The 22,949-nt window shown below is 44.0% G+C and carries 24 protein-coding genes and 4 tRNA genes; 7 read left to right on the forward strand and 21 right to left on the reverse strand.

Going from position 1 to position 22,949, the window contains the following annotated elements; all coding sequences use genetic code 11:
- Window positions 1-141: 141 nt before the first annotated feature.
- The 11 genes from guaA to HMPREF9429_RS02815 form a co-directional block, all read right to left on the reverse strand.
- Window positions 142-1,677 (reverse strand): glutamine-hydrolyzing GMP synthase, encoded by a 1,536-nt coding sequence (guaA, locus tag HMPREF9429_RS02755; protein ID WP_040773467.1) that lies wholly within the window; start codon window positions 1,675-1,677, stop codon window positions 142-144.
- 186 nt (window positions 1,678-1,863) lie between these two features.
- Window positions 1,864-2,340: a CBS domain-containing protein gene (locus tag HMPREF9429_RS02760; RefSeq protein WP_006941434.1), complete on the reverse strand. Its 477-nt coding sequence runs from the start codon at window positions 2,338-2,340 to the stop codon at window positions 1,864-1,866.
- Window positions 2,341-2,434: 94 nt separating this feature from the next.
- A complete protein-coding gene (gene rlmH, locus HMPREF9429_RS02765) occupies window positions 2,435-2,914 on the reverse strand; it encodes a 23S rRNA (pseudouridine(1915)-N(3))-methyltransferase RlmH (RefSeq protein ID WP_006941436.1) in 480 nt (159 codons plus the stop codon).
- The gene (locus HMPREF9429_RS02770; protein ID WP_006941438.1) at window positions 2,914-4,023 is read right to left on the reverse strand and encodes a S1C family serine protease; all 1,110 of its coding nucleotides are present in this window, start codon (window positions 4,021-4,023) and stop codon (window positions 2,914-2,916) included. The genes rlmH and HMPREF9429_RS02770 overlap by 1 nt, the downstream gene beginning before the upstream one ends.
- Window positions 4,013-4,933, reverse strand: coding sequence for an MBL fold metallo-hydrolase (locus tag HMPREF9429_RS02775; protein ID WP_006941440.1), 921 nt, complete (start codon window positions 4,931-4,933; stop codon window positions 4,013-4,015). Before HMPREF9429_RS02775 ends, HMPREF9429_RS02770 begins: the two co-directional genes overlap by 11 nt.
- The gene (gene deoC, locus HMPREF9429_RS02780) at window positions 4,920-5,579 is read right to left on the reverse strand and encodes a deoxyribose-phosphate aldolase (protein WP_006941444.1); all 660 of its coding nucleotides are present in this window, start codon (window positions 5,577-5,579) and stop codon (window positions 4,920-4,922) included. The genes HMPREF9429_RS02775 and deoC overlap by 14 nt, the downstream gene beginning before the upstream one ends.
- 156 nt (window positions 5,580-5,735) lie before the next feature.
- Window positions 5,736-6,902, reverse strand: coding sequence for an MFS transporter (locus HMPREF9429_RS02785; RefSeq protein ID WP_006941446.1), 1,167 nt, complete (start codon window positions 6,900-6,902; stop codon window positions 5,736-5,738).
- A gap of 156 nt (window positions 6,903-7,058) precedes the next feature.
- Entirely contained in the window at window positions 7,059-8,954 is a 1,896-nt protein-coding gene (locus HMPREF9429_RS09240) for a YadA-like family protein (RefSeq protein ID WP_006941452.1), read from the reverse strand.
- 626 nt (window positions 8,955-9,580) lie between these two features.
- Window positions 9,581-10,393, reverse strand: coding sequence for a DUF6630 family protein (locus tag HMPREF9429_RS02795; RefSeq protein ID WP_006941455.1), 813 nt, complete (start codon window positions 10,391-10,393; stop codon window positions 9,581-9,583).
- 819 nt (window positions 10,394-11,212) lie between these two features.
- On the reverse strand, window positions 11,213-11,491 hold the full coding sequence (locus HMPREF9429_RS02810; protein WP_006941458.1) for a hypothetical protein: 279 nt from the start codon (window positions 11,489-11,491) through the stop codon (window positions 11,213-11,215).
- A gap of 81 nt (window positions 11,492-11,572) precedes the next feature.
- On the reverse strand, window positions 11,573-11,782 hold the full coding sequence (locus tag HMPREF9429_RS02815) for a helix-turn-helix domain-containing protein (protein ID WP_006941459.1): 210 nt from the start codon (window positions 11,780-11,782) through the stop codon (window positions 11,573-11,575).
- 239 nt (window positions 11,783-12,021) lie between these two features.
- Between HMPREF9429_RS02815 and HMPREF9429_RS02820 the strand changes: the two genes are divergently transcribed.
- Window positions 12,022-12,162: a hypothetical protein gene (locus tag HMPREF9429_RS02820; protein ID WP_156780704.1), complete on the forward strand. Its 141-nt coding sequence runs from the start codon at window positions 12,022-12,024 to the stop codon at window positions 12,160-12,162.
- A 156-nt stretch (window positions 12,163-12,318) separates the two neighbouring features.
- Here the strand turns inward: HMPREF9429_RS02820 and HMPREF9429_RS09135 are convergent, their stop codons facing one another.
- Both HMPREF9429_RS09135 and HMPREF9429_RS09420 read right to left on the reverse strand, forming a co-directional pair.
- Window positions 12,319-12,489 (reverse strand): hypothetical protein, encoded by a 171-nt coding sequence (locus HMPREF9429_RS09135; RefSeq protein ID WP_006941463.1) that lies wholly within the window; start codon window positions 12,487-12,489, stop codon window positions 12,319-12,321.
- Between the two features lie 525 nt (window positions 12,490-13,014).
- Window positions 13,015-13,254: a helix-turn-helix domain-containing protein gene (locus HMPREF9429_RS09420; protein ID WP_006941465.1), complete on the reverse strand. Its 240-nt coding sequence runs from the start codon at window positions 13,252-13,254 to the stop codon at window positions 13,015-13,017.
- A gap of 169 nt (window positions 13,255-13,423) precedes the next feature.
- On the opposite strand from HMPREF9429_RS09420, the gene HMPREF9429_RS02835 reads away from it, so the two are divergent.
- The 6 genes from HMPREF9429_RS02835 (at window position 13,424) to HMPREF9429_RS02860 (ending at window position 17,311) form a co-directional block, all read left to right on the forward strand.
- The gene (locus HMPREF9429_RS02835) at window positions 13,424-13,801 is read left to right on the forward strand and encodes a helix-turn-helix domain-containing protein (protein ID WP_006941467.1); all 378 of its coding nucleotides are present in this window, start codon (window positions 13,424-13,426) and stop codon (window positions 13,799-13,801) included.
- 4 nt (window positions 13,802-13,805) lie between these two features.
- On the forward strand, window positions 13,806-14,072 hold the full coding sequence (locus HMPREF9429_RS02840; protein WP_040773474.1) for an ImmA/IrrE family metallo-endopeptidase: 267 nt from the start codon (window positions 13,806-13,808) through the stop codon (window positions 14,070-14,072).
- A gap of 46 nt (window positions 14,073-14,118) precedes the next feature.
- Entirely contained in the window at window positions 14,119-14,382 is a 264-nt protein-coding gene (locus HMPREF9429_RS02845) for a hypothetical protein (protein WP_006941471.1), read from the forward strand.
- An 11-nt stretch (window positions 14,383-14,393) separates the two neighbouring features.
- Window positions 14,394-14,687: a hypothetical protein gene (locus tag HMPREF9429_RS02850; protein ID WP_006941472.1), complete on the forward strand. Its 294-nt coding sequence runs from the start codon at window positions 14,394-14,396 to the stop codon at window positions 14,685-14,687.
- A 288-nt stretch (window positions 14,688-14,975) separates the two neighbouring features.
- A complete protein-coding gene (locus HMPREF9429_RS02855) occupies window positions 14,976-15,929 on the forward strand; it encodes an Abi family protein (RefSeq protein WP_006941475.1) in 954 nt (317 codons plus the stop codon).
- Window positions 15,930-16,081: 152 nt separating this feature from the next.
- Window positions 16,082-17,311 carry a tyrosine-type recombinase/integrase gene (locus tag HMPREF9429_RS02860; RefSeq protein ID WP_006941482.1) on the forward strand — a complete coding sequence of 410 codons (1,230 nt, stop codon included), beginning with the start codon at window positions 16,082-16,084 and terminating at the stop codon, window positions 17,309-17,311.
- A 104-nt stretch (window positions 17,312-17,415) separates the two neighbouring features.
- Here HMPREF9429_RS02860 and HMPREF9429_RS02865 read toward each other — a convergent pair.
- The 8 genes from HMPREF9429_RS02865 to HMPREF9429_RS02900 form a co-directional block, all read right to left on the reverse strand.
- Window positions 17,416-17,507 (reverse strand) — tRNA-Ser (locus HMPREF9429_RS02865).
- Between the two features lie 52 nt (window positions 17,508-17,559).
- Window positions 17,560-17,636, reverse strand: a tRNA-Pro gene (locus HMPREF9429_RS02870).
- 80 nt (window positions 17,637-17,716) lie between these two features.
- Window positions 17,717-18,385: a TerC family protein gene (locus tag HMPREF9429_RS02875; protein ID WP_006941483.1), complete on the reverse strand. Its 669-nt coding sequence runs from the start codon at window positions 18,383-18,385 to the stop codon at window positions 17,717-17,719.
- Window positions 18,386-18,540: 155 nt separating this feature from the next.
- On the reverse strand, window positions 18,541-19,959 hold the full coding sequence (locus HMPREF9429_RS02880; RefSeq protein ID WP_040773514.1) for an FAD-binding oxidoreductase: 1,419 nt from the start codon (window positions 19,957-19,959) through the stop codon (window positions 18,541-18,543).
- A 268-nt stretch (window positions 19,960-20,227) separates the two neighbouring features.
- Complete coding sequence (gene proC, locus HMPREF9429_RS02885) at window positions 20,228-21,043, reverse strand: pyrroline-5-carboxylate reductase (RefSeq protein ID WP_006941485.1); 816 nt, start codon at window positions 21,041-21,043, stop codon at window positions 20,228-20,230.
- A 68-nt stretch (window positions 21,044-21,111) separates the two neighbouring features.
- Window positions 21,112-22,365: a pyridoxal phosphate-dependent aminotransferase gene (locus tag HMPREF9429_RS02890; RefSeq protein ID WP_006941486.1), complete on the reverse strand. Its 1,254-nt coding sequence runs from the start codon at window positions 22,363-22,365 to the stop codon at window positions 21,112-21,114.
- A gap of 319 nt (window positions 22,366-22,684) precedes the next feature.
- Window positions 22,685-22,761 (reverse strand) — tRNA-Arg (locus tag HMPREF9429_RS02895).
- 44 nt (window positions 22,762-22,805) lie between these two features.
- Window positions 22,806-22,881, reverse strand: a tRNA-Trp gene (locus HMPREF9429_RS02900).
- Window positions 22,882-22,949 lie beyond the last annotated feature (68 nt).

The raw sequence follows: 22,949 nt of genomic DNA on the forward strand, positions 1-22,949 counted from the left end.
TCGCAACCCTCGCGGGGGTATGGACTCATTGCGCGGTAGGTTACGGTCGTCCTTGCCGCTTCGCAACACGCACTCCTCGCAACCCTCGCGGGGGTAACTCTAAAGCCCGCAGACTTCCGTAGGAAGGCTGCGGGCTAAGAGTTACTCCCATTCAATCGTGGAAGGGGGTTTGCTGGTTATGTCATACACAATTCGGTTAATGTGTTCTACTTCGTTAACGATACGGCTCGAGATTTTATCCAGCACGTCATAGGGAATTCTCGCCCAGTCAGCCGTCATAAAGTCTGTTGTTGTTACACCTCGTAAGGCCAAGGTATAGTCATATGTGCGGAAGTCGCCCATAACGCCGACAGACCGGTTATTCGTTAAGACGGCAAAGTATTGGTTTATGGAGCGATCAAGGCCTGCCGCCGCAATTTCTTCTCTAAAAACGGCATCGGCATCACGCAAGATGTCCAGTTTTTCTTTTGTAATTTCGCCCATAACGCGAATGGCCAGTCCCGGTCCCGGGAAAGGCTGCCGCCATACGAGATAGTCCGGCAAACCCAGTTCTTCACCGAGTTCGCGAACTTCATCCTTAAAGAGGTTGCGTAGCGGTTCAATAAGACCCTTAAAGTCTACAACAGCCGGCAAGCCGCCTACATTGTGATGGCTTTTAATAACCGCCGCATCACCGGCACCCGATTCGATGACATCGGGATAAATCGTGCCTTGTGCCAAAAAATCGACGGCACCGATTTTTCGTCCTTCTTCTTCAAAGACGCGAATAAATTCTTCGCCGATAGTTTTACGTTTTCTTTCGGGATCGGAAACACCTGCCAATTTAGACAGGAATCGGTCCGATGCGTCGACGCGAATGAAGTTCATTCCCGAATCCTTAAAGGCCGCTTCAACTTCATCGCCTTCATTTTTTCGCATTAAACCGTGGTCAACAAAAATACAGGTCAATTGGTTGCCAACGGCACGGGAAATCAAGGCCGCCGCCACAGAGCTGTCGACCCCGCCTGAAAGAGCCAGTACGACCTTACCGGCACCGACAGTCCGACGCACGTCTTCAACAGCTTGTTTGGCATAGTTTGCCATCGTCCATGTACCGCTACATTTACATACTTCAAAGAGGAAGTTATGCAACATTTCCTTGCCGTGTTCCGTATGAAGCACTTCAGGATGGTATTGCATAGCATACAATTTCTTGTCCGCATTTTCCATTGCGGCTACGGGGCAGTGTTCCGTATGAGCCGTAATCTTAAAGCCTTCAGGAATTTCGGCTACATAATCCGTATGGCTCATCCACACGATTTCTTTTTCTTTCAAGCCTTTAAAGACAAGGGACTTCGTATCCACAGTTGTTTCCGTTTTGCCGAATTCCCTCTTATCCGCTTCCTTAACAGTTCCGCCCAGAAGATATGCCATCATCTGCATGCCGTAGCATAATCCCAGAACGGGCACTCCCAGTTCAAAGACGGCGGCATCGATATGCGGTGCCTTTTCTTCATATACACTGTTCGGCCCGCCTGTAAAAATAACTCCGCGAGGCTTCAGTTCTTTAATTTTTTCAACCGCTTTATGATACGGGTAGACTTCACAATATACATGATTCTCTCTGACCCGTCGTGCTATTAATTGATTATATTGCCCGCCGAAATCGACGACAATGACTAATTCTTTCGAGTCCATCAACAGCCCTGCCTCTCCGAAATATTCCATTATTCATATGACCGAATTATACCATAAATAACTGCTCAAACCAATTAAATCGCCTGTATAAATAGCGTAAATCCGCTTCCTTATATACAAAAACAGGCGGACACCTTCATGGGAAGGTGTCCGCACAGACGGTACAAGATTTTTTATAAAGTTTATCTAGGCTTTTTCTTCTTCATATTCTTTATGCATTTCTTCCAAAATAGACCGACGTGTAACGACACCCACACACCGCTTATTGTCTACAATGGGAATAACCTTGAGGTGCTCTGCTACCATAACGCCTGCCAACTGTTCCACATCCGCATCGGGAGCCGCAATGATAACGTCTTTAGTCATCAATTCTTTAGCCGTACTGGCCATGAGTTTTTTAAAGCTCTTATCGTATTCACTGATGCCGTTGTAGTAAATGCTGGCCCCGAGAAGATTAACATAGTGCGGCACGTGGGGCTTGATTTTCTTATACAGCAAATCGGCATCCGTAACAATACCGGCTAAGGTACCGTCATCGTTAACAATGGGAATAGACGTAATCTTATTTTTAATGAATAACTGGATTAAATCCAAGACGGTTGTACTCGGATCGGCCGGTACAAAAACCTTTTCCATAATATCCATTGCTTTGCGTTCGCTCATAGTATCCACCCCTTCGTTCCGAACTGTAAATCGAAACCTTTGTTTGTACCTTTATTATACTATCTTTCACAAAAAATAGATATATACGCTGTAATTATAAGTGATAAGGCTCGTGCCGCATGATTTTTACAGCCCTGTAGATTTGTTCCGTCAGTATCATACGAATCATTTGATGTGTCAGCGTAATGCGACCGAAAGAAATACAACGGTCAGCTTTTCGGCGGACTTCATCGGACAACCCGAAGGGACCTCCTATGAGAAAGGTAAATTCACTACATCCGTGCAACGACAAGTCCTCAAAAGCCTGTGCCAGTTCTTCCGACGAAATAAGATCTCCCTGCACATCAAGAACAAAAAGATATGAACCGGGACGTACATTTTTCAGCAACCGTTCGCCTTCTTTGTCGAGGATCTGCTTTTTTTCGGCTGCCGAAGGATTGTCAGTCATCCGTTCTTCGCCTATTTCCGTAATTTGCACCTGCCCGTACGGCTTAAGTCGTTTTAAAAACTCGTCAATACCTGCCGTCAAGTATTTCTCTTTAATCTTACCGCTACCGATAATATGAAATTTCATTAATTATCACTATCCGTCTGGGGTGCCAGTTCCTGAAGGGTTACTTCGGCTGTCTGTTCCGAATCTCCCCGCATATAGGTTACTTTTACCGTATTTCCGACTTGATACGACTCGACTGTTTTTTGTAACTGCGTATAGTCATCGACAGGCTTGTCATCTATTTTCGTAATAATATCGCCTCGTTGAATACCCGAACCGTACAAAGGCCCTCCGACGACAATTTGATATACATAAATCCCTTTGACTCCTAAATCCATACCGTAACGAGCCGCCATGGCTTTATCCAAACCGTATAAACCCAAGTAAGGGCGAATAACACGACCGTTTTTAATAAGCGCATCCAGTACAGGGCGAGCCGTGTTGATAGGAATGGCAAAACCGAGTCCTTCAACGCCTTCTTTAGCTATTTTGGCACTGTTAATGCCGATTACCTCTCCGTCGGCATCAACCAAAGCTCCGCCGGAGTTTCCCGGATTAATAGCCGCATCGGTCTGAATCAGTTCCATCGGTACGCCTTCACCGACAATCGTACGGTTCAAAGAGCTGATGACACCGGCCGTTACCGTTCCCTGGAACTCGAGACCTAACGGATTGCCGATGGCAATAGCCGGCTCACCGACTTGAAGAGTATCACTATCACCTAAGGCTGCAACAGTCAGATTATCCGCCGTAATTTTAACCACTGCCAAATCCGTTCGTGCATCCGTACCTACAACAGTACCTTCAAAGGTCCGGCCGTCGGCCAAGGATACGTTAACTGTTTTATTATTACCTACTACATGATTGTTCGTAACGATATAGCCGTCCTTGTCGAATATAATACCCGACCCGACGCCTTCACCGACCTGAACGGGACGATTGAAAATATCGCGATTATATACCTTCGTCGTAATACCTACAACAGCGGGACCTACTTTTTTTACGGCCTGCACAACAGCCGTATTGCGAGCGTTGGACAAGGTTTCAGACTTACCGTCTGCAGTTTGAACCTGTACGGGAACCGTATTGGTACCTTTCAGGCTGTCGTGTAAATAATAACCGCCGAAGCCGGCGGCCCCTATAAGAATAACAGCCGCTATTACGGCTGCCGTAGATTTTTTACTCATCATGCTCCCCCTTATCGTCAAAACGGACGGCGCTGTTTTTACATGCCAATCTTACCAGCACATCTTGACCTAGCGCTTTGCCGCTACGTTCGAACTTACTTTTTATAGTTTTAATGACCTTGGCAGGTTCATTATTTTTATCACTTCTATGTGCCAAAAGAACTTTCATCATCTTCTTTTGCGGCAACTGAGTCAACAAATCGGCAGCCGCGTCATTGGATAAGTGTCCGTAACTACCGAGTATGCGTTGCTGCAACCGATAAGGATACGGCCCTTGACGCACCATATCTTCATCGTGATTGGCTTCCAACACAAGAATATCCGCATGAGAAGCAGCTCCCCTTACGGACGGTGTGACATATCCCAAGTCGGTAGCATAGGTAATCTTCGTCTGCCCGTCATAAACGGCATAGCCTACGGGCCGAGCCGCATCATGCGGAATTTCGAAGGGTACGACATAGATGTCACCCACGCCGACTCGTTTCGTCAACGGTACGAAGCGTCCCGGTGCAGAGGTTGCCGTCTTTCCCAAGGCACGCCACGTTTCTTCCGTCGTATATACGGGCATATCCGTATTTTTCAATAAAATCGGTAATCCTTGTACATGGTCCGTATGCTCATGCGTCAGAAAAAGGGCATCGATATCGGCCGGACTATAGCCTCGTGCCGACAATGCGTTCGTAATACGTCGATAGCTGATCCCCGCATCGATAAGAATTTTTGTAGAACCGCAACACACTAAGGTCGCATTTCCGCCGCTACCGCTGGCCAAGACGGTAACGGAAGACCGACAGTCAGCGGCAGTAACCGTTTCTACAGGCAGGGCAGGCTCTGTAGAAATGGTCTTATTAGCAAAACGAGCCGCCCCGACAAGGGCGGCATAGGCTTCCAGATCGTTTTTATGACCTGTCAACGGCTTCTCCTTCTACAATGGCAATGCCGGCACTGGCTCCGATGCGATCGGCTCCGGCAGCAATCATAGTCCGTGCCGTCTGATAGTCGCGAATACCTCCGGAAGCTTTAATGCAAGCACGTAGTCCGATAATTTTCTTCATTAAGCGAATATCATCGGCCGTAGCCCCTCCCGGACCGAATCCTGTCGATGTTTTAACAAACCGTGCCCCTGCCCTTACTGCCACACGGCAAGCTTCTTCTTTTTCCACATCCGCCAAAAGTCCCGTTTCCAAAATAACCTTGACAATATGGCCGTTCGCCGCCTTTACGACACCGCTGATATCGTCGGCAACATAATCCCAATTGCGGGCCTTTACTTGCCCTACATTAATCACCATGTCGATCTCGTCGGCGCCGTTAGCAATGGCAAAGGTCGTCTCAGCCGCCTTAATACTCGAAGCCACCGCTCCGAGAGGAAAGCCTACAACCGAAACGATACGCACATACGATCCGGCCAGTTCACGGCGGGCAAGCGGCACATACGACGAATTGACACATACGGACGCAAATCGATACTGTTTAGCCTCTTTGCAAAGTTGAATAATATCATTCGGCGTTGCATCGGGCTTAAGGTTCGTATAGTCAATATAGGATTCAATGGTCATAATAAAGTCCCCTTTAAAGCACACAAAACCATTTTTTACGGTTGCTATTATACCATATTGAAGAAAAAGAAAAACCGTAAAAAGATGAATTTTAGAGATACTCCTCCTATTGCCATACGGATTCAGAAATCATACATGCAACCTGTATCATTTTGCTCATGCCGCATCCTTGGGTTCTCGCACTGAAAAAGTGAAAATCGCTCCTATGGCCGCACAAATCCACAAGACTTGTAAAGCCGTCGGAATCCCCCATATATCGGCCGCCCAACCGACCAACGGGGTGAGAAGCCCCCCTATGGTAACACTTAAACCTAAGGTTACGCCTGAGGCAAAGCCCACATTCTTACCCAAGAAGGTTTGTCCCAGCACGACAATAGCACTGTACGGAGCAAACAAGGTTAGTCCTACAGGTACGATAAAGAGTGCGGCTTCCCAAGCCGTCGTACTGTGAACGAAAAAGTACATGGCCGGTACCATAAGCGTAATGGCTACACGCATTACCTTGACAAAACCTGTCCGATCCGCAATAAGGCCGCCCACATAGGTGCCGACAACGCCGATAGCAAAGAGCAGGGATAAAGCCAGACTCCCTTCGGACGGTGTACGTCCCAACACCTTGACCCAAAAGAGGGGAATAAAGGCATTACAAACAGCAAAACTTATGGAACGAGCAAAGATGACGACCGTCAGTCTACTGAAAGAAGACCAGTCATTTCGTTTTTCCATCCTGCCTGTAACCGTCTCTTCGACAGTTTCATTCCTATTGATTTGTGCCAAAACCTTCGGCAAATGATGATAGAGAAATAAGGCCAAGCCGGTATTGACGACTGCGAAAACCGCCAGCCCGTGAATATCAAAGGCATAGGCACATAAGCCGGCTATAATGGGTCCTACAGCAAATCCCACACTGCCGCCGACGGAAAATGTCCCCATAGCCTTGCCCTTTATGGCTCCCGATATTTCATTAACCATACGGGCCGCTTCAGGATGATATATAGATGACCCCAAGCCGCTCAACATGGAACATATAAAAATGACCGAGTAATTATCCGTAAAAGCCAAGGCGGTAAGGGAAAGCCCGCTCAGGAGAACGCCGAAAGGGATAAACCAGGGTTTGGACACCTTGTCGGAGTAATATCCTAAAATAGGTTGAGTAACCGATGCCAAAAGAATGTTGGCAAATAAAAGAGCCGTTGCATCCCTGTACGACAGGCTGCAGAGCGTTATAAAGTAGGGTAACAAGGCGGGAAAAGCACTTTGCGCCCAGTCAACGGAAAAATGACCGAGTGAAAACATATATACATAAGGGTTCATCCTATTCATAAAATCTTCCTTTCCATAGTTCGGATGCGTTTTATTATACGCCCATTGTCCCCGAACTTGCAAAAAGCCGCCGACACGACGATATACGCCCTGTCAGCGGCTTTCTGCCACTTATTATATCCTTTCACAATCAAGAGGGGGGCTTGATCTTAAGGCCTATTTTTGAGTTGACACAGCTTGTGCCAAAGCTTCCTGATTAGCCCGCAAAGCCTGAATTTCCTCGCTCTGAGCTTTTACAATAGCCTTCAGCTCTTCTACTTCTTTACTCAACTCCGATGCAGACCGTTTTACATGAGTTCCTTGGCCGAGCTTAAAGCTTACGCCGGCATTCATCATGTTTTCTCCGCCTCCGAAGGAGCCGCCCATACTGAACATAATATCTTCATTGGGGCGATAGTAAGCACCTACAGCCATGGCATTGGCACCGGCATAGTTACCGTAACCGGCTGCAAAGTCCCATTTGTAATCCGGATCAAATGCCAAGGGGTGAAGAGCTGCTAAAGCGGCGGCACCGGCCCCGACTCGATTCACACGATTTCCCAGCCGATTTACCAGAGTATTATCTACAATCGTCGTACCGGCAATAACACGTTTAAGTTGGGCCACGTTGACGGCGTCCGTATCGTTCGTGCCGGCTGCAACGCCTGTGATTTGCCGCGTCACCGTTGTTCCGTTGCCGACGGAAACAGCCGCATCCGTCGCCTTCCACGTAGACGACGAATTAGAGGAAACGCCTCCGGTATGGGGATCATAGCCTACGGCACCGGCAGCTACGGAAGCCACGGAATTAGCACCTATAGCCACACCGCCGGCTTGCAATACATTAGCGTTATATCCGACGGATACGGCATTGCCTACACTTGTCGTAAGAGCCGAATTCCCCGAACCTAAAATGATACTTCCGTTCGCGTTGGTCAACGTCCGTTTATCACCCATGACAATGGCATTATCTGTATTGCTTATCGTGTTTTCCGAGCCGACAACCGATACATGATTCACATCAGTACCCGTGTTTTTATAGCCGTTCAACAAATTATATTTGCTCACGGAAGCGGCAGAGGTTCCCTTTAAGGTGTTATTCACGCCCGACAGCTGAGACCCCAAAGTATAATCCGCCTTGTTGCCCATACCCATTGCCAACGTCGAGCCGCCTCCGTCGGCATTTTGTACAGCCGTCCGTAGCGTATCAGCCAAATCCTTGGGCGAAGGCGCCCCTCCTGCAGGCGCTGACAAACTGCCGATAGAATTGGTGATTTCATTGCCTGCCCCGAAGATCAACGACCCGTTTGTATTATGAGTTCTGTTGGCTAAACCGACAATGCTGTTGGCAACACCTGCATCATTATTAGCAACCGTTTCCGATTCAATGCTGTTCAAAGCCCCCGTAATGGTTGCCCCGAAGTTTTTACTATAGTCTTTACCCGTAATAGCCGAATAAGCCCCGTTGACCACGCCGAAGGATGCATTATTAAAACTGTTCGTACCTACTGTCGTAGCATTGGTTTTTTTATTATTGGAACTCACTCCGCCGGCAATCCTCGTGTTAACCGTAATATCACCGATTTGTCCGTTATAATTATGAGTGCTTACCATGACGCTTCCCGAGCGAGTATATGCATCTTTACCGATGGCAATACCCGTTACCATATTTTCAGGATGAGGTCCGGCAGTCCCGTATACAGTCATTCCCGACTGTCCGAAATCATAAGCTAATTCCTCGCTACCTACCGGACTTTCGGCAAAAGCCTTATGGCCGATGGCAATGCCGCCGCCCTGGTCGGCATAGTTGTTCGTATGAGCGTCACCGCCGATTACAATATCACCCGTCGAAGGCTGTCCGACACCGCCGTAATATTCAATACGTGTTCCCGCACCGATAGCTACATTTTCCGCCTTAGGAGCCCAACTCCCCGTACCGATGGCTACGCCGTCGCCGGTTCCTGCCGGATTGGCGGCCGGTGCCGCCAAGGCCGTAAAACCGCCACAGGTTGTACCCAGTAACACAGTAGCCGCAACTACGGCCAAACGCGTTCTCACATATCTGTCATTCATAACAGCTCACCCACTCCCATGCAATAATTTTCTTTATGTTTCTATAATATTACAATCTTTACAATTTCGCAACAATATATGCGTTTTATTCATTTGTTCATTACTTTTATTTTTATTCAATACTTACAGTATTAGATAACAGTATCCGCTTATTATATTTTTTGAAATTTTTATTTAAGATCCGTACTTTTTTCTGCTTCAATCTTATATTTTGTGACAACAACGCCATTTTATAAGGGTCTCAAAAAAATTATCTTCCGGAAGATCACTTTTTTGCAAAGATTTTCCTCGTTCGATTTACTATTGTATATATAAAACCCGGTATTCCCATGCTTTATAATTTATGTACATAGTCAATTCAATTTTAGGAGTTATACCTTAAAATTAAAAATTTATAAATGTATTTTAATACGTAAACGTTATGCGGCATGTTATTCTTCCGGTGCATGGTTTTCATTTTTTCAAAGTCGCTAAAGGCCACCATATAAAAGCGAAAGCTCCGAAAATCATATCGATTTTCGGAGCTTTCGCTCAATCCATAATTAAGCCAAACAAATCCTGTTCACAAACAAATTTCTCGTATTTCACATATATCAGAGTAATACTAAAGTCTTTACGAAAAGTTTTTACGCCTTTTCTGCAAGCACCATTCTATGGAAAAGCATTCGACTTAATGCTTCAGCTCTCTTAAATTCCTCATCACTAAGAACCAGTAATACGTAGTAATCCGTTCCTATATCCATGTCTATCAGGCTATATCCCTGCCATGAAGAATTAATCGCTTCAATCCATTGAGTAGAAAATCCGTCTTCGTCCAAAGACGCTTCGTTAACGCTCAGCCCCTTGGGTCCGGCCAACCGTTCTACAACATCCACAAGACTTTCTTTGTCGATTTTCAGGCTTAAATCCGCAGCCACGTTACACGACAACAATACCTCATACAGATCATACCAGCTGTCATCTATGAGTTCCATAGAATCCACTCGAACCCGGGACATAAATTGCTTAACCTGCTCAGAATCACCGATTAAGAGCAGTGCTAACTCTGCAAACGACTCTTCCAAGGCATGTTTATCAAACTCTACGGTTTCCACATACCGACTTCGTTCAGGCAAGACCCTTTTTTTCACGAAATCTCGCATGATCCGTATCCCCTCGGCGTATGTCATATTCTCAATGACATAGCACTTACCCTCCAGCTCTAAATAAAGGTCCATCATAGTCAAACTCTTACCGATGCGAGCCTTCATAGCCGTGCACCCTTGTACGGCATGAGGAGGATACAACTCCGTATAAGCAATAATCCCGTCCTCCATGGCCTTTAGGGAATTATTGATCCCGTCTATATGAAAACCCTTACTATTATATAGGGGACTCTTCGTACGCCATGTCACATATGTTTGAAAAAGATGTTCTTGAATCCAATCGGATATACTCATACCTGATCTCCTTTATGTAATTATTTTAGCATCGATGATTTTTATTTTATTATACATGATTAACAGGTCATCTGTACAAGACTGGTGTACTCATCGTGAAAAGACACGAAAAAATAGACGCTTCATCAGGCTTATTATCAGCTCCTATCAAAAAACAGTCAATAACTCTTGTGAACACATTACCCGGTGTTGTCATAACTTTAACTTGTTTGACTTTAAGGTTGTCCGCAAATACAGCAAGCTTTTTCCTAAATTTTGAAATTATGAGCTCCGAATTTTTCAATAAAGCCGAATACGCTTCTTTAGTCATACCATCGCTTCACGTTAAAAATTATATAAATCCCCTCATGCAAACCACGAGTGTAAGTACCTATCTATAAGACAAACAAAAAAAGGACTGCAAATGCAGTCCCTGTCTTACAGTATGGCGGAGAGTCAGGGATTTGAACCCTAGGTACGGAGTTCACCGCACACATGATTTACTGTCATGTGATATACTCCTTTTAATTGAAAATTAATTTTTAGTTGTTTTGGCCGTCTTCTGTTGCTGCAGAGGGCGGCCATTTCCTATGCACTCATCGGGAATGCAGTAATCCCGATTCGGGCAACTCTCACAATTCATGAAAACCTCCTTTTAAAGAAGTGCTAAAAGTACAATTAATAAGTAAATAGCTGTTAACGTAAGTGCCGCTTTTACCCCTTCTTTAACGTAATAGCCGATACTATGACTTCGAACTATACGGATCGGAGTGTTTTGGATTTCGTAGTATCTTTGATTGATCCACTCAGGCGGACTCTGTAATGTGGTAGCTTTCATCATTACATCCCTCTCTTTCTAATGATTAACTCGAAGTGAAACGATATAAGAACGTTACCGGCACGCCGAATGTAATTTCTCCATGTATCCCCAAATGTTACGATAAGCACCGCTGTTTCTCTCTCTGACAGGCGTTTGCCATTGATAATACTGTGGCACGCAGCCAGTGTGGAATCGACAATTTCTTGAGGTCTAAAGTGCCTTGTTACTTGGATACCTTCCACATCCGCAGTTGTGTAAATAACCGTCATCATGTGGTTTATCATTTGGTCTGCATTCATTGTTATTCTCCTTTCCGTATCTCAATCCATATACACGCCAGTACAACGGCGATGACGATTACACACGTTGCAATTTCAAGTTCAATTATTAGCGTTTCCTCCCGTCGCTTTACTATCTAGCCATGCTCTGATTTCCCATCCGGCAAACCGTATTTCTGATTTTTCGGTGAGCTTAATGTGCGGGATTTCGCCCGTTTTTACCCACTTGTAAATGTTCTGAATATCAGTGTGTAACAACCTTGCGATTTCTACTGCCGAGTACATAATGTCGGCGATAATTCGTTGTTCCATTTAAGACTCCTTTCTTTGGTTGCATAAGTGCTTTACTACCTATGCGGATTCATACTACTGATAAAAACTTGAGTTAAAATTGATACAGGCAAACAAGATGATGAAATATGCTGACCTATAAGGCGACTTATAGAAGTTCCGGATAAAAAGCCGGCACGATAACATATGTGGATAAACTTATCAATATTAACAAAGTCATGGAAAAACAAAATGCTATCGCTACTCAAATTCAGGATCAGATGAATGTAGTTCGTAAGGCTGCTGGTCTTGATGCATTTAACAGGGCAAACGCTATTGTAGATTCGTTGAATGCCAAGAATTCTGTAATGGCCAAAGTCGTTGGAGGTGTATATCACGCCCCGTCAGCAGGTGACTGCTGAATGTGAATCGGGTTAATTCAAGGAACCACTCTTGCAGCCAACCTTGAGCCAAGCTACAGTCGCCGTTTAACTGACTGTAGAAGGTGCAACGCATAGTCTGTGAGTTGCGGCAACGATACTCAGACCACGAACGCCCGACATCTTGTTTGCTTTCTTTTAGTAATGTTCAACGTGGAACATTAGCTCCTCGTGCGTTTTCTCCGAGTCGTCAAGTGTCAGCTTGTCGGCTTTTTTTCTGTGGACAAATTCCATAGCCTTAACGATGCATTGCCATTCGTCCCAGGGAAGTTTTTCAGCTTCTCGTAAAATGATTTCCGCCGAACTCATTTCCCATTCCCCCTTCTTTTGCTAAAGTCATAGCTAATCAAATAACTATGGGAAATCCTTATTTGACCACTTGATTGACAACCTTCTATACTGAAATTAATGTTTCTCCTCTCGTTCTTTAGGGATGGAGAGACATTAATTTCAGGAGGTGGTCATTTTGGCCAACTTTTTGTATTTTGCAAGTTTTCGCAGGAACAGCTTATAGTTGTTCCCCCAGATGCATGCCGCGGCTTAGACGGCGGCAGCCCCTTACTGCCTAAGTGACGGGAGTCTCAAGAAATCACGGTGTGGAAAGCCGTGATGGCGTGTCACTGTGATGCAGCGAAATTCTAGATACTCGCTACTAACAGCAAGTCAACCTGCAGGATGTTGCGAAAAACAATAAGGGATAGGCAGGCTTCCAACCTGTTCTATCGTCGAGCATGTGTACAGGCAAATTGGTCACACGTTCCTCAGTAGTAGCCGAGAGGATCCTTCGGGATTCCTCTCGGCTATTTACATTTGCCAAGATAGCCTCCGCCGGACTCATTTCTTCCCTCCTTGTTTGCGGTTGTTGTTTTGTTGATTATTAATCAACAATCTGGGCAAAAAAATTGCATTCCTATCCTCAGGAGAAAGATTTAGTGCCTTACTAAGACAAATAATTTCCGAACACCGGAAATCATTCTTCCCATTCAGCTTATTGTATAACCCTTGAGGGGTTAAGCCACAGGCTTCTGCTAATGCGTAAATCTTAATCCCAGATTTGTTGATTCGATTCTTCAAAAGCTCTTAATTAATCATCTTTGCACCTCCTCTCAATGTTGATTTAAAATCTACAATCACATGATAGCATTCATGATTCCATCTTATCAACAAAACTTTCCTATTTTGTAAATTTTTGTTGATTATTTCGAAACGGTCTGCTATAATTCCCCCAAAAGGAGATATTCATATGGAAACTATTTATGAACGCATTCGGCGACTAAGACAAGAAAATAATATGTCTCAAGACAAATTAGCAAAGAAAACCGGATATACTTCTCGCAGTACGATTAATAAAATTGAAGCTGGAAAGATTGATATATCACGGGCAAAAATCAAGGTCTTTGCCGACGCTCTTGGAGTTACCCCGGCATACTTAATGGGATGGGAAGACGAATCAGAGCAAGGCTACTACACCGACCCAGAAGTAGCGGAATACGCCGAAGAGCTGAGGACGAATCCTAAGTACCGGCTGCTGTTCAATGCTAGCAAGGATTTAAGCAAGGAAGATATAGATTTCGTGGTCGATATGATAGAGCGATTAAAAGCCCGTGAAGGGAAGGAATAAAAGCTTGAACGTTACGTTACTGTATGCTGAATTGAAACCGTCTCAGACGGCTGTAGTCCGTGAGAATGAAGACGGTTCTTATACTATATTAATCAATAAAAATAAATGCCCTGAACGGCAAATTCAGGGCGTATTACACGAACTGGCACATATTAAGAACGACGACTTCAGTAACGACTTACATGCCGACATGGTAGAGTCATTGCTGCACAACGCAAACCCCTGTCCTCGTGTCGCTGAAGACGTCGAGTTTTATTGCCGGGTGGTGTAAGTAACAGGGTTTATGTAAGAAGAAAAATTTTCAATGGGAGGGCTTTATGAATAAAAAAATTGTGGCCTTATTTGTTATTATGTTTATCATTATTGCTATTCAAGGAATGTTTATTTATCAGGTGACGAGGCAGGTTAATAATATTTCTTCCGATGTTGATATAACCGATCTCAACCGGCGCGTTCGCGGGTTGGAACGTAAAGTTTCTTCTAATGAGACTGAAATATTTATGCTTGATGGCCGTATTTCGGATGTTGAAGTTCGGCTGGATAATATTTTTTCGTATCTAAATGCCGGGCTTTTCCGCTAGGGGTGAATAAAATGAAAAAAGTTTTATTAATTGCCTTGTTTACAGTAATGGCAGGGACGTCTCACGCAATGGTTTTGGGTGGTAGCAATTTGGATATTTTCGGCTATCCTGAATTTAAGTCGTATAATGCGCCGTATAACCCGGCTACTGCCAGTTCATATGAAATGCAATCCTATCGTGATGACGTCGAAAAATACATAAAAGACGCCAACAGCGATATTGAGCGTATTCAAGAGGCTAAACAAAAAGCTATTTCTGATTATAATCGTGCAGTACGCCAATATAATTCAGGTAGTTATTATTAGGAGTGGCGTATTGTATCTTTAATTATGTTCTAGAATTTTTATACTTTCCTATGTGTTAAATGATACAGAATGTAGTGTTTTCTTCTGTTTTTGTAGTATTTTCTGTTATTTTATGTGAATAAAGTAATTTTATGTAATTTTACCTAGCATAAAATTACATTTTTTCACTTGATTTTTACTTACTTGCGTGATAGTATAATGACGACAGTACCCATCACGCTTCTTGTGCTTTAAGCACTAGCGCACCAGGATGGGTCTTTTTTTATTCCAAAAGAAAAGGAGTAACTTATGTCCTTTAAGAAACCTTTGTCGATTGACGAGCAAGTATCCCTATTAAAGAGCCGAGGGCTAATAATAAATCCCGATGAGGAAGCCGAAGTTATTACTTGGCTCAGTAATGTGAACTATTACAAATTAAGCGGCTACTGGTTAATCTTTGAAGAGAAAAATCAGGAAGGATCGGGCCGGAATCATAAGTTTAAACAGGGGACTACGTGGAAGTCTGTAAAGCACACGTACATCTTCGACCAAAAGTTTCGCCGGCTATTATGGACATCCATTGAGAAGATAGAAATCTCCGTAAAAGCGCACTGGTCCCAATACTTATCTATGAAATATGGAGCATTTGCTCATGAAAAGCGAGCTTTATTTAGTTCTTATATTTTTAATGATACAAAAGACCACGACTCGCCATATACGAAGCTGTCAGAGGATTACAAAAGAAGCAATGCTTTATATGCTAAACATTACCGGGAAAACTATAAAGAATTAAATACTCCCCCTATTTGGATTGTCTCGTTAATGCTTTCATTTGGCGAGATTGTGAACTGGCTAAAACACTTGAAGAAGTCTGCAGATAAGAAAGCAATCTTAATAGAATACAGATTTGATGAAAAAATTATGACTTCTTTCCTTACCCATCTGATTGAGGTGCGTAATATTTGTGCTCATAATGGAAGGTTGTGGAATCGAACGACAAAAAAAGCCTTTATATTACCAGAGCGCCTATATCCTGTTTTTAAGCGTTCGCCATCAAACGAAGCCGATAAAAAGATATATAATACCATTATTATGATAAACGAGGTATTAAAAACTATAGACCCTAAGTTCCCGTTTCTTCTTTTTATGAGAAATCTAATTAAAGACAATTATCTAATTAATCCATATCACATGGGATTCCCGAAAGATTGGGAGACAAAAGAACCTTGGGGAAGTCTGCCTAAATATCGAAAATCCCAGTAACAAACAAAAAGCCCGCACTCTGCTACCAACAGAATACGGGCGTGCCGGGTACTACCAATACCTCGGCGATATAATCCACCTTCTCACGGGCTGATTACGCTATCAGTATATCATAATCAGCCCCTTTTCAGAAAGGAGCTGTATTTTTTTTTATGATTTCAAAGAAAAAAGAAATATATTACGTTGTCATCACTCAGAAAGACCCGTTAACGAATACTTGGAAAAAGAAATGGATACGATCCGGCACGAGTAAGCGTGAAGCCGAAAAGCTTGAACGGAAACTTATGAGCGAAAAGGACGAAGGGACAATTATTTTAACGGGAAGAGGAATTCCTACACTACTTGATTTTCTCACCAGATGGCTCGACACGTGCATTAAACCGCCTGCTCGTAAGGTTGCCACTTATACTAATTACAGGGCTATCTGCAAGCGAGTTATAAATGATTTAGGGGAACATAAGCTTGATAAGATTACACCTCTTATGATTGCCACTTATTATAAAGATTTAAGCGGCCGAGGGCTTTCCAACACTACAGTCCGATTAACTCATCGCATTTTAAAGGCTGCATTAGACCAGGCTGTTAAATGGCAGCTCTTAAATCGTAATCCGCTAATAGATGTAGATCCCCCGGCGCCGATAAAACCGAAAAATGAAGCCCTTACTACTACTGACGCATTGGCCTTAATTGAATACGCCACTAAACTGTCAAAACAATCAGGATACACTCGAAATAAAGTAAGCTGTATTCTTTTGCTCGGTATCTTCTGCGGCTTGCGTCGTGGAGAGATTGCGGGGCTTCGTTGGCAAGACGTTGACTTTAACGAGTCTACCCTACACATCCGGCATAGCCTTTTGCGAATTCCCATTGATGATTTAGCCAGGCTTGATTATCCGTATATCAAAAGAAGTATAAATTCAGCCCTTGTATTAGACACTGTGAAAACGGAAGCGTCTGAAAATAGCATTATTGTTCCGCAGCATGTTATCTCTTTCCTTCGTCATGTAAAACGCCAATATGACACCAACCAAATGCGATTTGGGCCGCATTTCCATAACACCCAGTTTGTAATGGCCAATGAAATCGGAGACCCTTATGATCCGAACTGGTATCGCAAGACTCTACACAAGCTAATTCAGTCGTACAATGATAGCCATCCAGATTGTCCTCCGCTTCCTCTTATACGAGTCCACGACCTTCGGCATACAGCAGCCACTATCCTATTGGAAAATGATGTGGATATTAAGCTTGTAAGCCGGCAGCTCCGTCATTCAGATACGGGCATAACACAGAACCTCTATCAGCACGTGACTGAACGCCTGGAATCAAAGATTGCGAACACACTAGATAGCCTAATGAATGCCGCCAATGCAGAAAAATAAGTTTATGGTAGAAATTATGGTAGAAAACCTTCTTTCTACCATTTGTTTTTAGCAAAACTGGACAAACAAAAAAGGACTGCAAATGCAGTCCCTGTCTTACGTTATGGCGGAGAGTCAGGGATTTGAACCCTGGGTACGGAGTTCACCGCACACATGATTTCCAATCATGCTCCTTAAGCCACTCGGACAACTCTCCATGGTGATTCACATTGTGTTGCTATGCCTCGGGATGACATCCAATGTGAATATGGTCGGGGCGACAGGATTCGAACCTGCGGCCTCTTAGTCCCGAACCAAGCGCGCTACCAAACTGCGCCACGCCCCGTTACCTGACTTAAATATAATATCAAGTTTCCTATACCTTGTCAAGACAGGACCCGCCTGCCCATACGATCTGACAAGCCCTTATTTTTTAGGGATTGTCATTCGTTTCCAAACAATACCGCCGAGAACAGTCAGTAACGTTAAAGCAATTTTTACATACAAGGCCGTATCTTTCGACAGAGCCAAATATTCGTCGGCTCCTACCATAGATCCGGCTGCCCACCCCAGTATCAAACCGCCAATATAAATGAGTACGGGGAATTGGTGCATAATCTTAATGACTACCGTACTGCCGAAAATGATAATAGGTACGGAGATAACCATACCGAAGAAGAGAAGTCCCATGTGGCCGCCGGTCGTACCGACTATACCGAGAACATTATCCAAACTCATAAGTGCATCGGCTACAATAATAGTTTTAACAGCACCGCCCAGAGAATCCTTGGCCTCTACATGAGCTTCTTCTTCACCGTCTTGTTTGCCTATAAGCTTCATGCCGATATATACGAGTAATAATCCGCCGACGGTATGTAGGTACGGAATCTGTAAAAGGTAAACTACTATCATGGCCATAAAAAAGCGTAACACAATGGCTCCGGCCGTTCCGTAAAGTATAGCTTTTTTCTGTAATTCATGGGGCAGGTTTTTCGCCGCCATGCCGATGACAATAGAGTTATCTCCGCCTAAGGCCAAGTCAAGTAAGATGACCTGTATAATGGTCCAAATATCAGTAATTAATTCCGCTTCCAATTTCAGTGTCCTTTCTTATACATACTATGAGGCTCATTATACCATAGGAGCAAGCTTCATAACACATATAACCTTGCAAAAATCGTAAGTCTGTTTTTCTATATAGACTGCAATAAAAAAAGCAAGGACCGTAGCCCTTGCTTTTTCGTATACGCTTATTCTACAGGAATTTCATCGTTAACATCTACAACCTTACCGGGGTTCATGATGTTCTTCGGATCCAATGCTTTCTTAACAGAACGCATGAGTTCCATTTCAACGGGATCCATGTATTCTTTCATCAACTTAGCACGTTTGTATCCGATACCGTGTTCACCAGAGAGGCGGCCGCCCAAGTTGTAAACAAGTGCGTAAATTTCTTTTTGAATCTTCGGAAGCATTTCTTCCCATTCTTCCTGAGAGCGATCGTCTTTCAAGATATCGATATGTACGTTGCCGTCACCGCAGTGGCCTGCGCAATGCATAGCCACATCATATTTTTCACCGAGTCGGGAAATCTGCTGTACGGCACCGGGAATTTCCGTCATCGGAACGACAATGTCTTCCATGGAGAATACGAGACTTCTCTGACGGTCTGCTTCCAAGTATGCTTTACGGGATTTCCAAATCTTGTCTTTATCGGCCACCAAGACATCAAGAGCCCCGTTTTCACGAGCCAATTCGTCAATTGTAACGCACTGTTCATCCAATACGTCTTCACTGTCGCCGGCAATCTGAATAATAATATAGTTCCCTATATCTGAATGCTGTAATTTTTCATTCAAGAATACTTCGACTTGCTTAATGGACGCATTATCCATAAATTCAACGCAAACCGGGGTAATGCCCGCATTCATGACTTTCGGAGTCAAATCGATAGCCGCATCGAGATTATCGAATACTGCCAAAAGGTCCATTTCATACTTCGGCAATGCAACGAGTTTTAAGAATACTTTAGTTACAATACCGAGAGTACCTTCGGAGCCGATGTATAAATGCATAAGCATATAGCCCGTAGCATTTTTACGGAACTTACCGCCCAACTGCACGACTTCACCTGACGGAGTAACGACTTCAATACCCATAACCTGATCACGCGTTACACCGTACTTAACAGCACGGTTACCGCCTGCATTGGTTGCTACGTTACCGCCGATGAAGCAAGAGTCCCCGCTACACGGGTCGCCTGCATAGAAGAGTCCTTCTTTATTGACAGCTTCCTGAAGTGCCGCCGTCGTAATACCCGGTTCGGCAACAACAACCATGTTTTCTTTATCAATTTCAATAATCTTGTTCATGCGTTCAATGGAGATGATAACGCCGCCGTAAATAGCTACGGCACCGGCAGCCAAACCGGTTCCTGCAGCACGGGGAACCATGACAATATCGTTGTCATAGCACAATTTTACAACCTTTGCCACTTCTTCCGTTGTTGCCGGTAAAACTGCAACCTGAGCTTCCTTCATATAGTGCGGATCCGTTACTTCATCATGTCCGTATGCATCGAGCTTATCTTTATCGGTATATACGTATTTTTCACCGACAATCTTTTTTAATTCTTCAATAATTTCGGGTGTAACCAAACCTTTTGCCATTCCTTTTACCTCCAATATTACTATAAATGAGACGGCCTTGTCGCAAATCACGGTGACTTGCAGGCCCTTGAACCGTCTGTATCCGTTAAGCATAAGGACCGCCATATCGTTATAGTTCCCTCATGCTTCAGCTATATTATATCCTTCCGGTATGCATTAGTAAATCACCTATCCCCATTTAGCATATATCTACTTTGCAACCTTAATCTTTAACTATCTATCTTATGCATACCTTTTGAGTCTACTTTGTGAACTGATTCACGTTAACCTATTTTTTACTCATTTCTTGACTTTTCTCAGCTGCAGTCATTACGGCTTCCATTACGGCACTGCGAAATCTCCGTTCTTCCAAAGCTCGAACTGCGGCTATCGTTGTTCCGCCGGGAGAGCAAACATCGTCTTTTAATTTTCCCGGATGTTCTCCCGTTTCCAATACGGTTTTAGCAGCTCCCATTACGGTTTGAGCGGCAAAGACATAGGCCTTGTCCCGCGGCATACCGGACGCAACGGCTCCATCCGCCAAGGCTTCAATAAACATATATACATAAGCGGGGCTACTACCGCTTACTCCAATGACGGCATCAATCAAATATTCATCCACTACTTCCGCCCGTCCGAATGATGAAAACAGTTCTTCAATTTTGGATATCTCTTCTGCCGACACGTGTTCATTAGGCGTCAAGGAGGTCATACCGGCACCTACTACGGCAGGTGTGTTCGGCATGGCTCTTACCAGTTTTCTATCCTCTCCGACAGCGACTTCCATTTGCTTCAAAGTGACCCCGGCAGCTACGGAAAGAAGGATAGCATCCTGTTTCAGGTTGCCTTTGATTTCTTCCAAAAGAGAAGAGACTATTTTAGGTTTTACGGCAATAATGACTAAATCCGCTTCTCGTACGGCTTCCCCGGGTGTAGATGCAATACGGGCACAGTTCTCCAAATTTGCGGCTACAACCTCGGCTTTATGAGCATGAGGGTTATACAAGATGATATCCCCGTTTTTCATGTCCGGCGAGCGGCCGATTCCTTCGGCAATAGATCTTCCCATATTTCCGATTCCCAATATGGCAACTGTCTTAAACATATATTCCCATCCTTTCAAAAACGGGCATAACGAAGGTTATCCCTTTGCTATGCCCGTTTATTTCTATACTATTGAACGACACCGATCTTATCCAAAGCCGTCTTAATCTTTTCAGCCAATCCGTGTATCTTTTTCTTTGATACAGAGCAAACAGCCAATCGAATTCCCTTACCCAAGGGGACAAGGAAAATATGTTCCTTTTCCAATTCGTCAACAACAGCCTGTGAGCCTATAAGAGGAATGGTAATAAAGAATCCCGATAAGTACGGTAAGTATTTCAAGCCGCAAGCATCGGCTTCAGCCATAAATAAATCGGCTCTTTCTTTGATTAAGTGGAAATATTCAGCTCTTTCTTTATCTAATTCGGCTACCCGTGCCGGGTCACTGCAAATATGTACCATAGCCTTCATGGCCGCACTGTTGGAATTAGACCACGTCGCACGGTTGGAATATTGGTTAATGGCTACAAATTCATCGGCAATATCCTCACTCGGTGTAACGCCGATCATAGCACCCATTCTCTGGCCGTACATAGTAAAGCCCTTACTCAAAGTGTAGGCTACAATAACCAGAATGTTTTCAGGCAGGTTCCCGAATTTTTTGAAAAAGCGGCGGCATTCGTGTTTTTCACCGCTATAGTCCAAATATGCCACATCAGGAACGAGAATGACGTTTTTATCCTTATTGGCTACGATTTCTTTCAAAAAGCTTAATACGGCATCCCAATCGGAATCGGACAAGGCAAAGCCGGTCGGATTATTAGCCGGAGAGTTCATGATAATAACGATATTGGTTTGTTTCTTTGCCATATCTTCAACATGAGCTTTGAAATCGGCAAAGTTAAACTGTCCCTTATCATCAAGTAGCAGGAATTCACGCAATGTTCGGCAGTTATCGCGACACATGGACCCGTATGCACTCCAATGCCAGTCACTGGTCAGGATTTCATCTCCCGGAGCGGAATAGTTATGAATAACGTGATGCAAGACACCGGAACCGCCCGACGTAGCACAGGCACGAATATAACCTTCAGGCTTGGATTCACCAAAACACTGGTCAATAACGGCGGACAAATAGTCGTCATATCCCTGAATAGGCGCATAGGCAATAATATCACGCGTAGACAAGGCACGAAAAGCTTCTTCTACAACCTTGAGCATTACCAAATTACCGTCTTCATCGAGAATGGATCCTACAGTCCCGTTGATAACCGCATCGGCACCGAGCTTTTCAGCCAATGCCGTCGCCCGGTTATTGGCACCGAAAATTTTATCTTCTGAAAACTTTCCGCTTGCTTGCGGAGCTGCTACACTTTTTACCATTACAATAGTCCCCCTTATATACTCATACCTTAATTTATATCATATTCATCATACATATACAATACAGTAGCTCGTGTATACAAATATACATAATAAACCGCTTGAATCATATTCGGAAATTCTCTTTCTATGTGATTATACATATTGTAAAGACGTACTATTGAATGTAAAAAACTATGTACAGCAATCCTTAACCAATTATGCCGCACTACCGACTAAGTTTTTGGGACGACTTTGAGCGTATCTTATTAGTCTATTGTTTTAATTTGGATACGACATCAAAATACGGTCCATACAAAATGTATGGACCGTATCGCTTTGGTGACCCGGTAGGGATTCGAACCCTAGACCTACTGATTCGTAGTCAGTCACTCTATCCAGCTGAGCTACCGAGTCATGACGAGGAGTATAGCTCACCGGAACTTCTACCCCTCCGATTTTGGCAGGGGCAGAAGGAATCGAACCCTCAACCAACGGTTTTGGAGACCGCTACTCTACCAGTTGAGCTATACCCCTATGAACGAGAAGAGAGAACATAGTTCTCTCTTCTCTCTTAATCAGCGGCTTCCTATCCTCCCAAGGGG

This window comes from Megasphaera micronuciformis F0359 (assembly GCF_000165735.1).
Classification (GTDB): Bacteria; Bacillota; Negativicutes; order Veillonellales; family Megasphaeraceae; genus Megasphaera; species Megasphaera micronuciformis.

What these genes read in the sequence shown, in the direction of transcription:
- HMPREF9429_RS02845 (WP_006941471.1), top strand. Translation starts at nt 14,119, where the DNA reads ATGAATAAAAAAATTGTGGCCTTATTTGTTATTATGTTTATCATTATT.
- HMPREF9429_RS02890 (WP_006941486.1), bottom strand. Translation starts at nt 22,365, where the DNA reads ATGGTAAAAAGTGTAGCAGCTCCGCAAGCAAGCGGAAAGTTTTCAGAA.
- HMPREF9429_RS09135 (WP_006941463.1), bottom strand. Translation starts at nt 12,489, where the DNA reads ATGAGTTCGGCGGAAATCATTTTACGAGAAGCTGAAAAACTTCCCTGG.
- HMPREF9429_RS02835 (WP_006941467.1), top strand. Translation starts at nt 13,424, where the DNA reads ATGGAAACTATTTATGAACGCATTCGGCGACTAAGACAAGAAAATAAT.
- HMPREF9429_RS02855 (WP_006941475.1), top strand. Translation starts at nt 14,976, where the DNA reads ATGTCCTTTAAGAAACCTTTGTCGATTGACGAGCAAGTATCCCTATTA.
- HMPREF9429_RS02795 (WP_006941455.1), bottom strand. Translation starts at nt 10,393, where the DNA reads ATGAGTATATCCGATTGGATTCAAGAACATCTTTTTCAAACATATGTG.
- proC (WP_006941485.1), bottom strand. Translation starts at nt 21,043, where the DNA reads ATGTTTAAGACAGTTGCCATATTGGGAATCGGAAATATGGGAAGATCT.
- deoC (WP_006941444.1), bottom strand. Translation starts at nt 5,579, where the DNA reads ATGACCATTGAATCCTATATTGACTATACGAACCTTAAGCCCGATGCA.
- HMPREF9429_RS02815 (WP_006941459.1), bottom strand. Translation starts at nt 11,782, where the DNA reads ATGGAACAACGAATTATCGCCGACATTATGTACTCGGCAGTAGAAATC.
- HMPREF9429_RS02850 (WP_006941472.1), top strand. Translation starts at nt 14,394, where the DNA reads ATGAAAAAAGTTTTATTAATTGCCTTGTTTACAGTAATGGCAGGGACG.
- HMPREF9429_RS02860 (WP_006941482.1), top strand. Translation starts at nt 16,082, where the DNA reads ATGATTTCAAAGAAAAAAGAAATATATTACGTTGTCATCACTCAGAAA.
- HMPREF9429_RS02820 (WP_156780704.1), top strand. Translation starts at nt 12,022, where the DNA reads ATGAATGTAGTTCGTAAGGCTGCTGGTCTTGATGCATTTAACAGGGCA.
- HMPREF9429_RS02785 (WP_006941446.1), bottom strand. Translation starts at nt 6,902, where the DNA reads ATGAATAGGATGAACCCTTATGTATATATGTTTTCACTCGGTCATTTT.
- HMPREF9429_RS09240 (WP_006941452.1), bottom strand. Translation starts at nt 8,954, where the DNA reads ATGAATGACAGATATGTGAGAACGCGTTTGGCCGTAGTTGCGGCTACT.
- HMPREF9429_RS02770 (WP_006941438.1), bottom strand. Translation starts at nt 4,023, where the DNA reads ATGATGAGTAAAAAATCTACGGCAGCCGTAATAGCGGCTGTTATTCTT.
- guaA (WP_040773467.1), bottom strand. Translation starts at nt 1,677, where the DNA reads ATGGACTCGAAAGAATTAGTCATTGTCGTCGATTTCGGCGGGCAATAT.
- HMPREF9429_RS02810 (WP_006941458.1), bottom strand. Translation starts at nt 11,491, where the DNA reads ATGAATGCAGACCAAATGATAAACCACATGATGACGGTTATTTACACA.
- rlmH (WP_006941436.1), bottom strand. Translation starts at nt 2,914, where the DNA reads ATGAAATTTCATATTATCGGTAGCGGTAAGATTAAAGAGAAATACTTG.
- HMPREF9429_RS02880 (WP_040773514.1), bottom strand. Translation starts at nt 19,959, where the DNA reads ATGGCAAAAGGTTTGGTTACACCCGAAATTATTGAAGAATTAAAAAAG.
- HMPREF9429_RS02760 (WP_006941434.1), bottom strand. Translation starts at nt 2,340, where the DNA reads ATGAGCGAACGCAAAGCAATGGATATTATGGAAAAGGTTTTTGTACCG.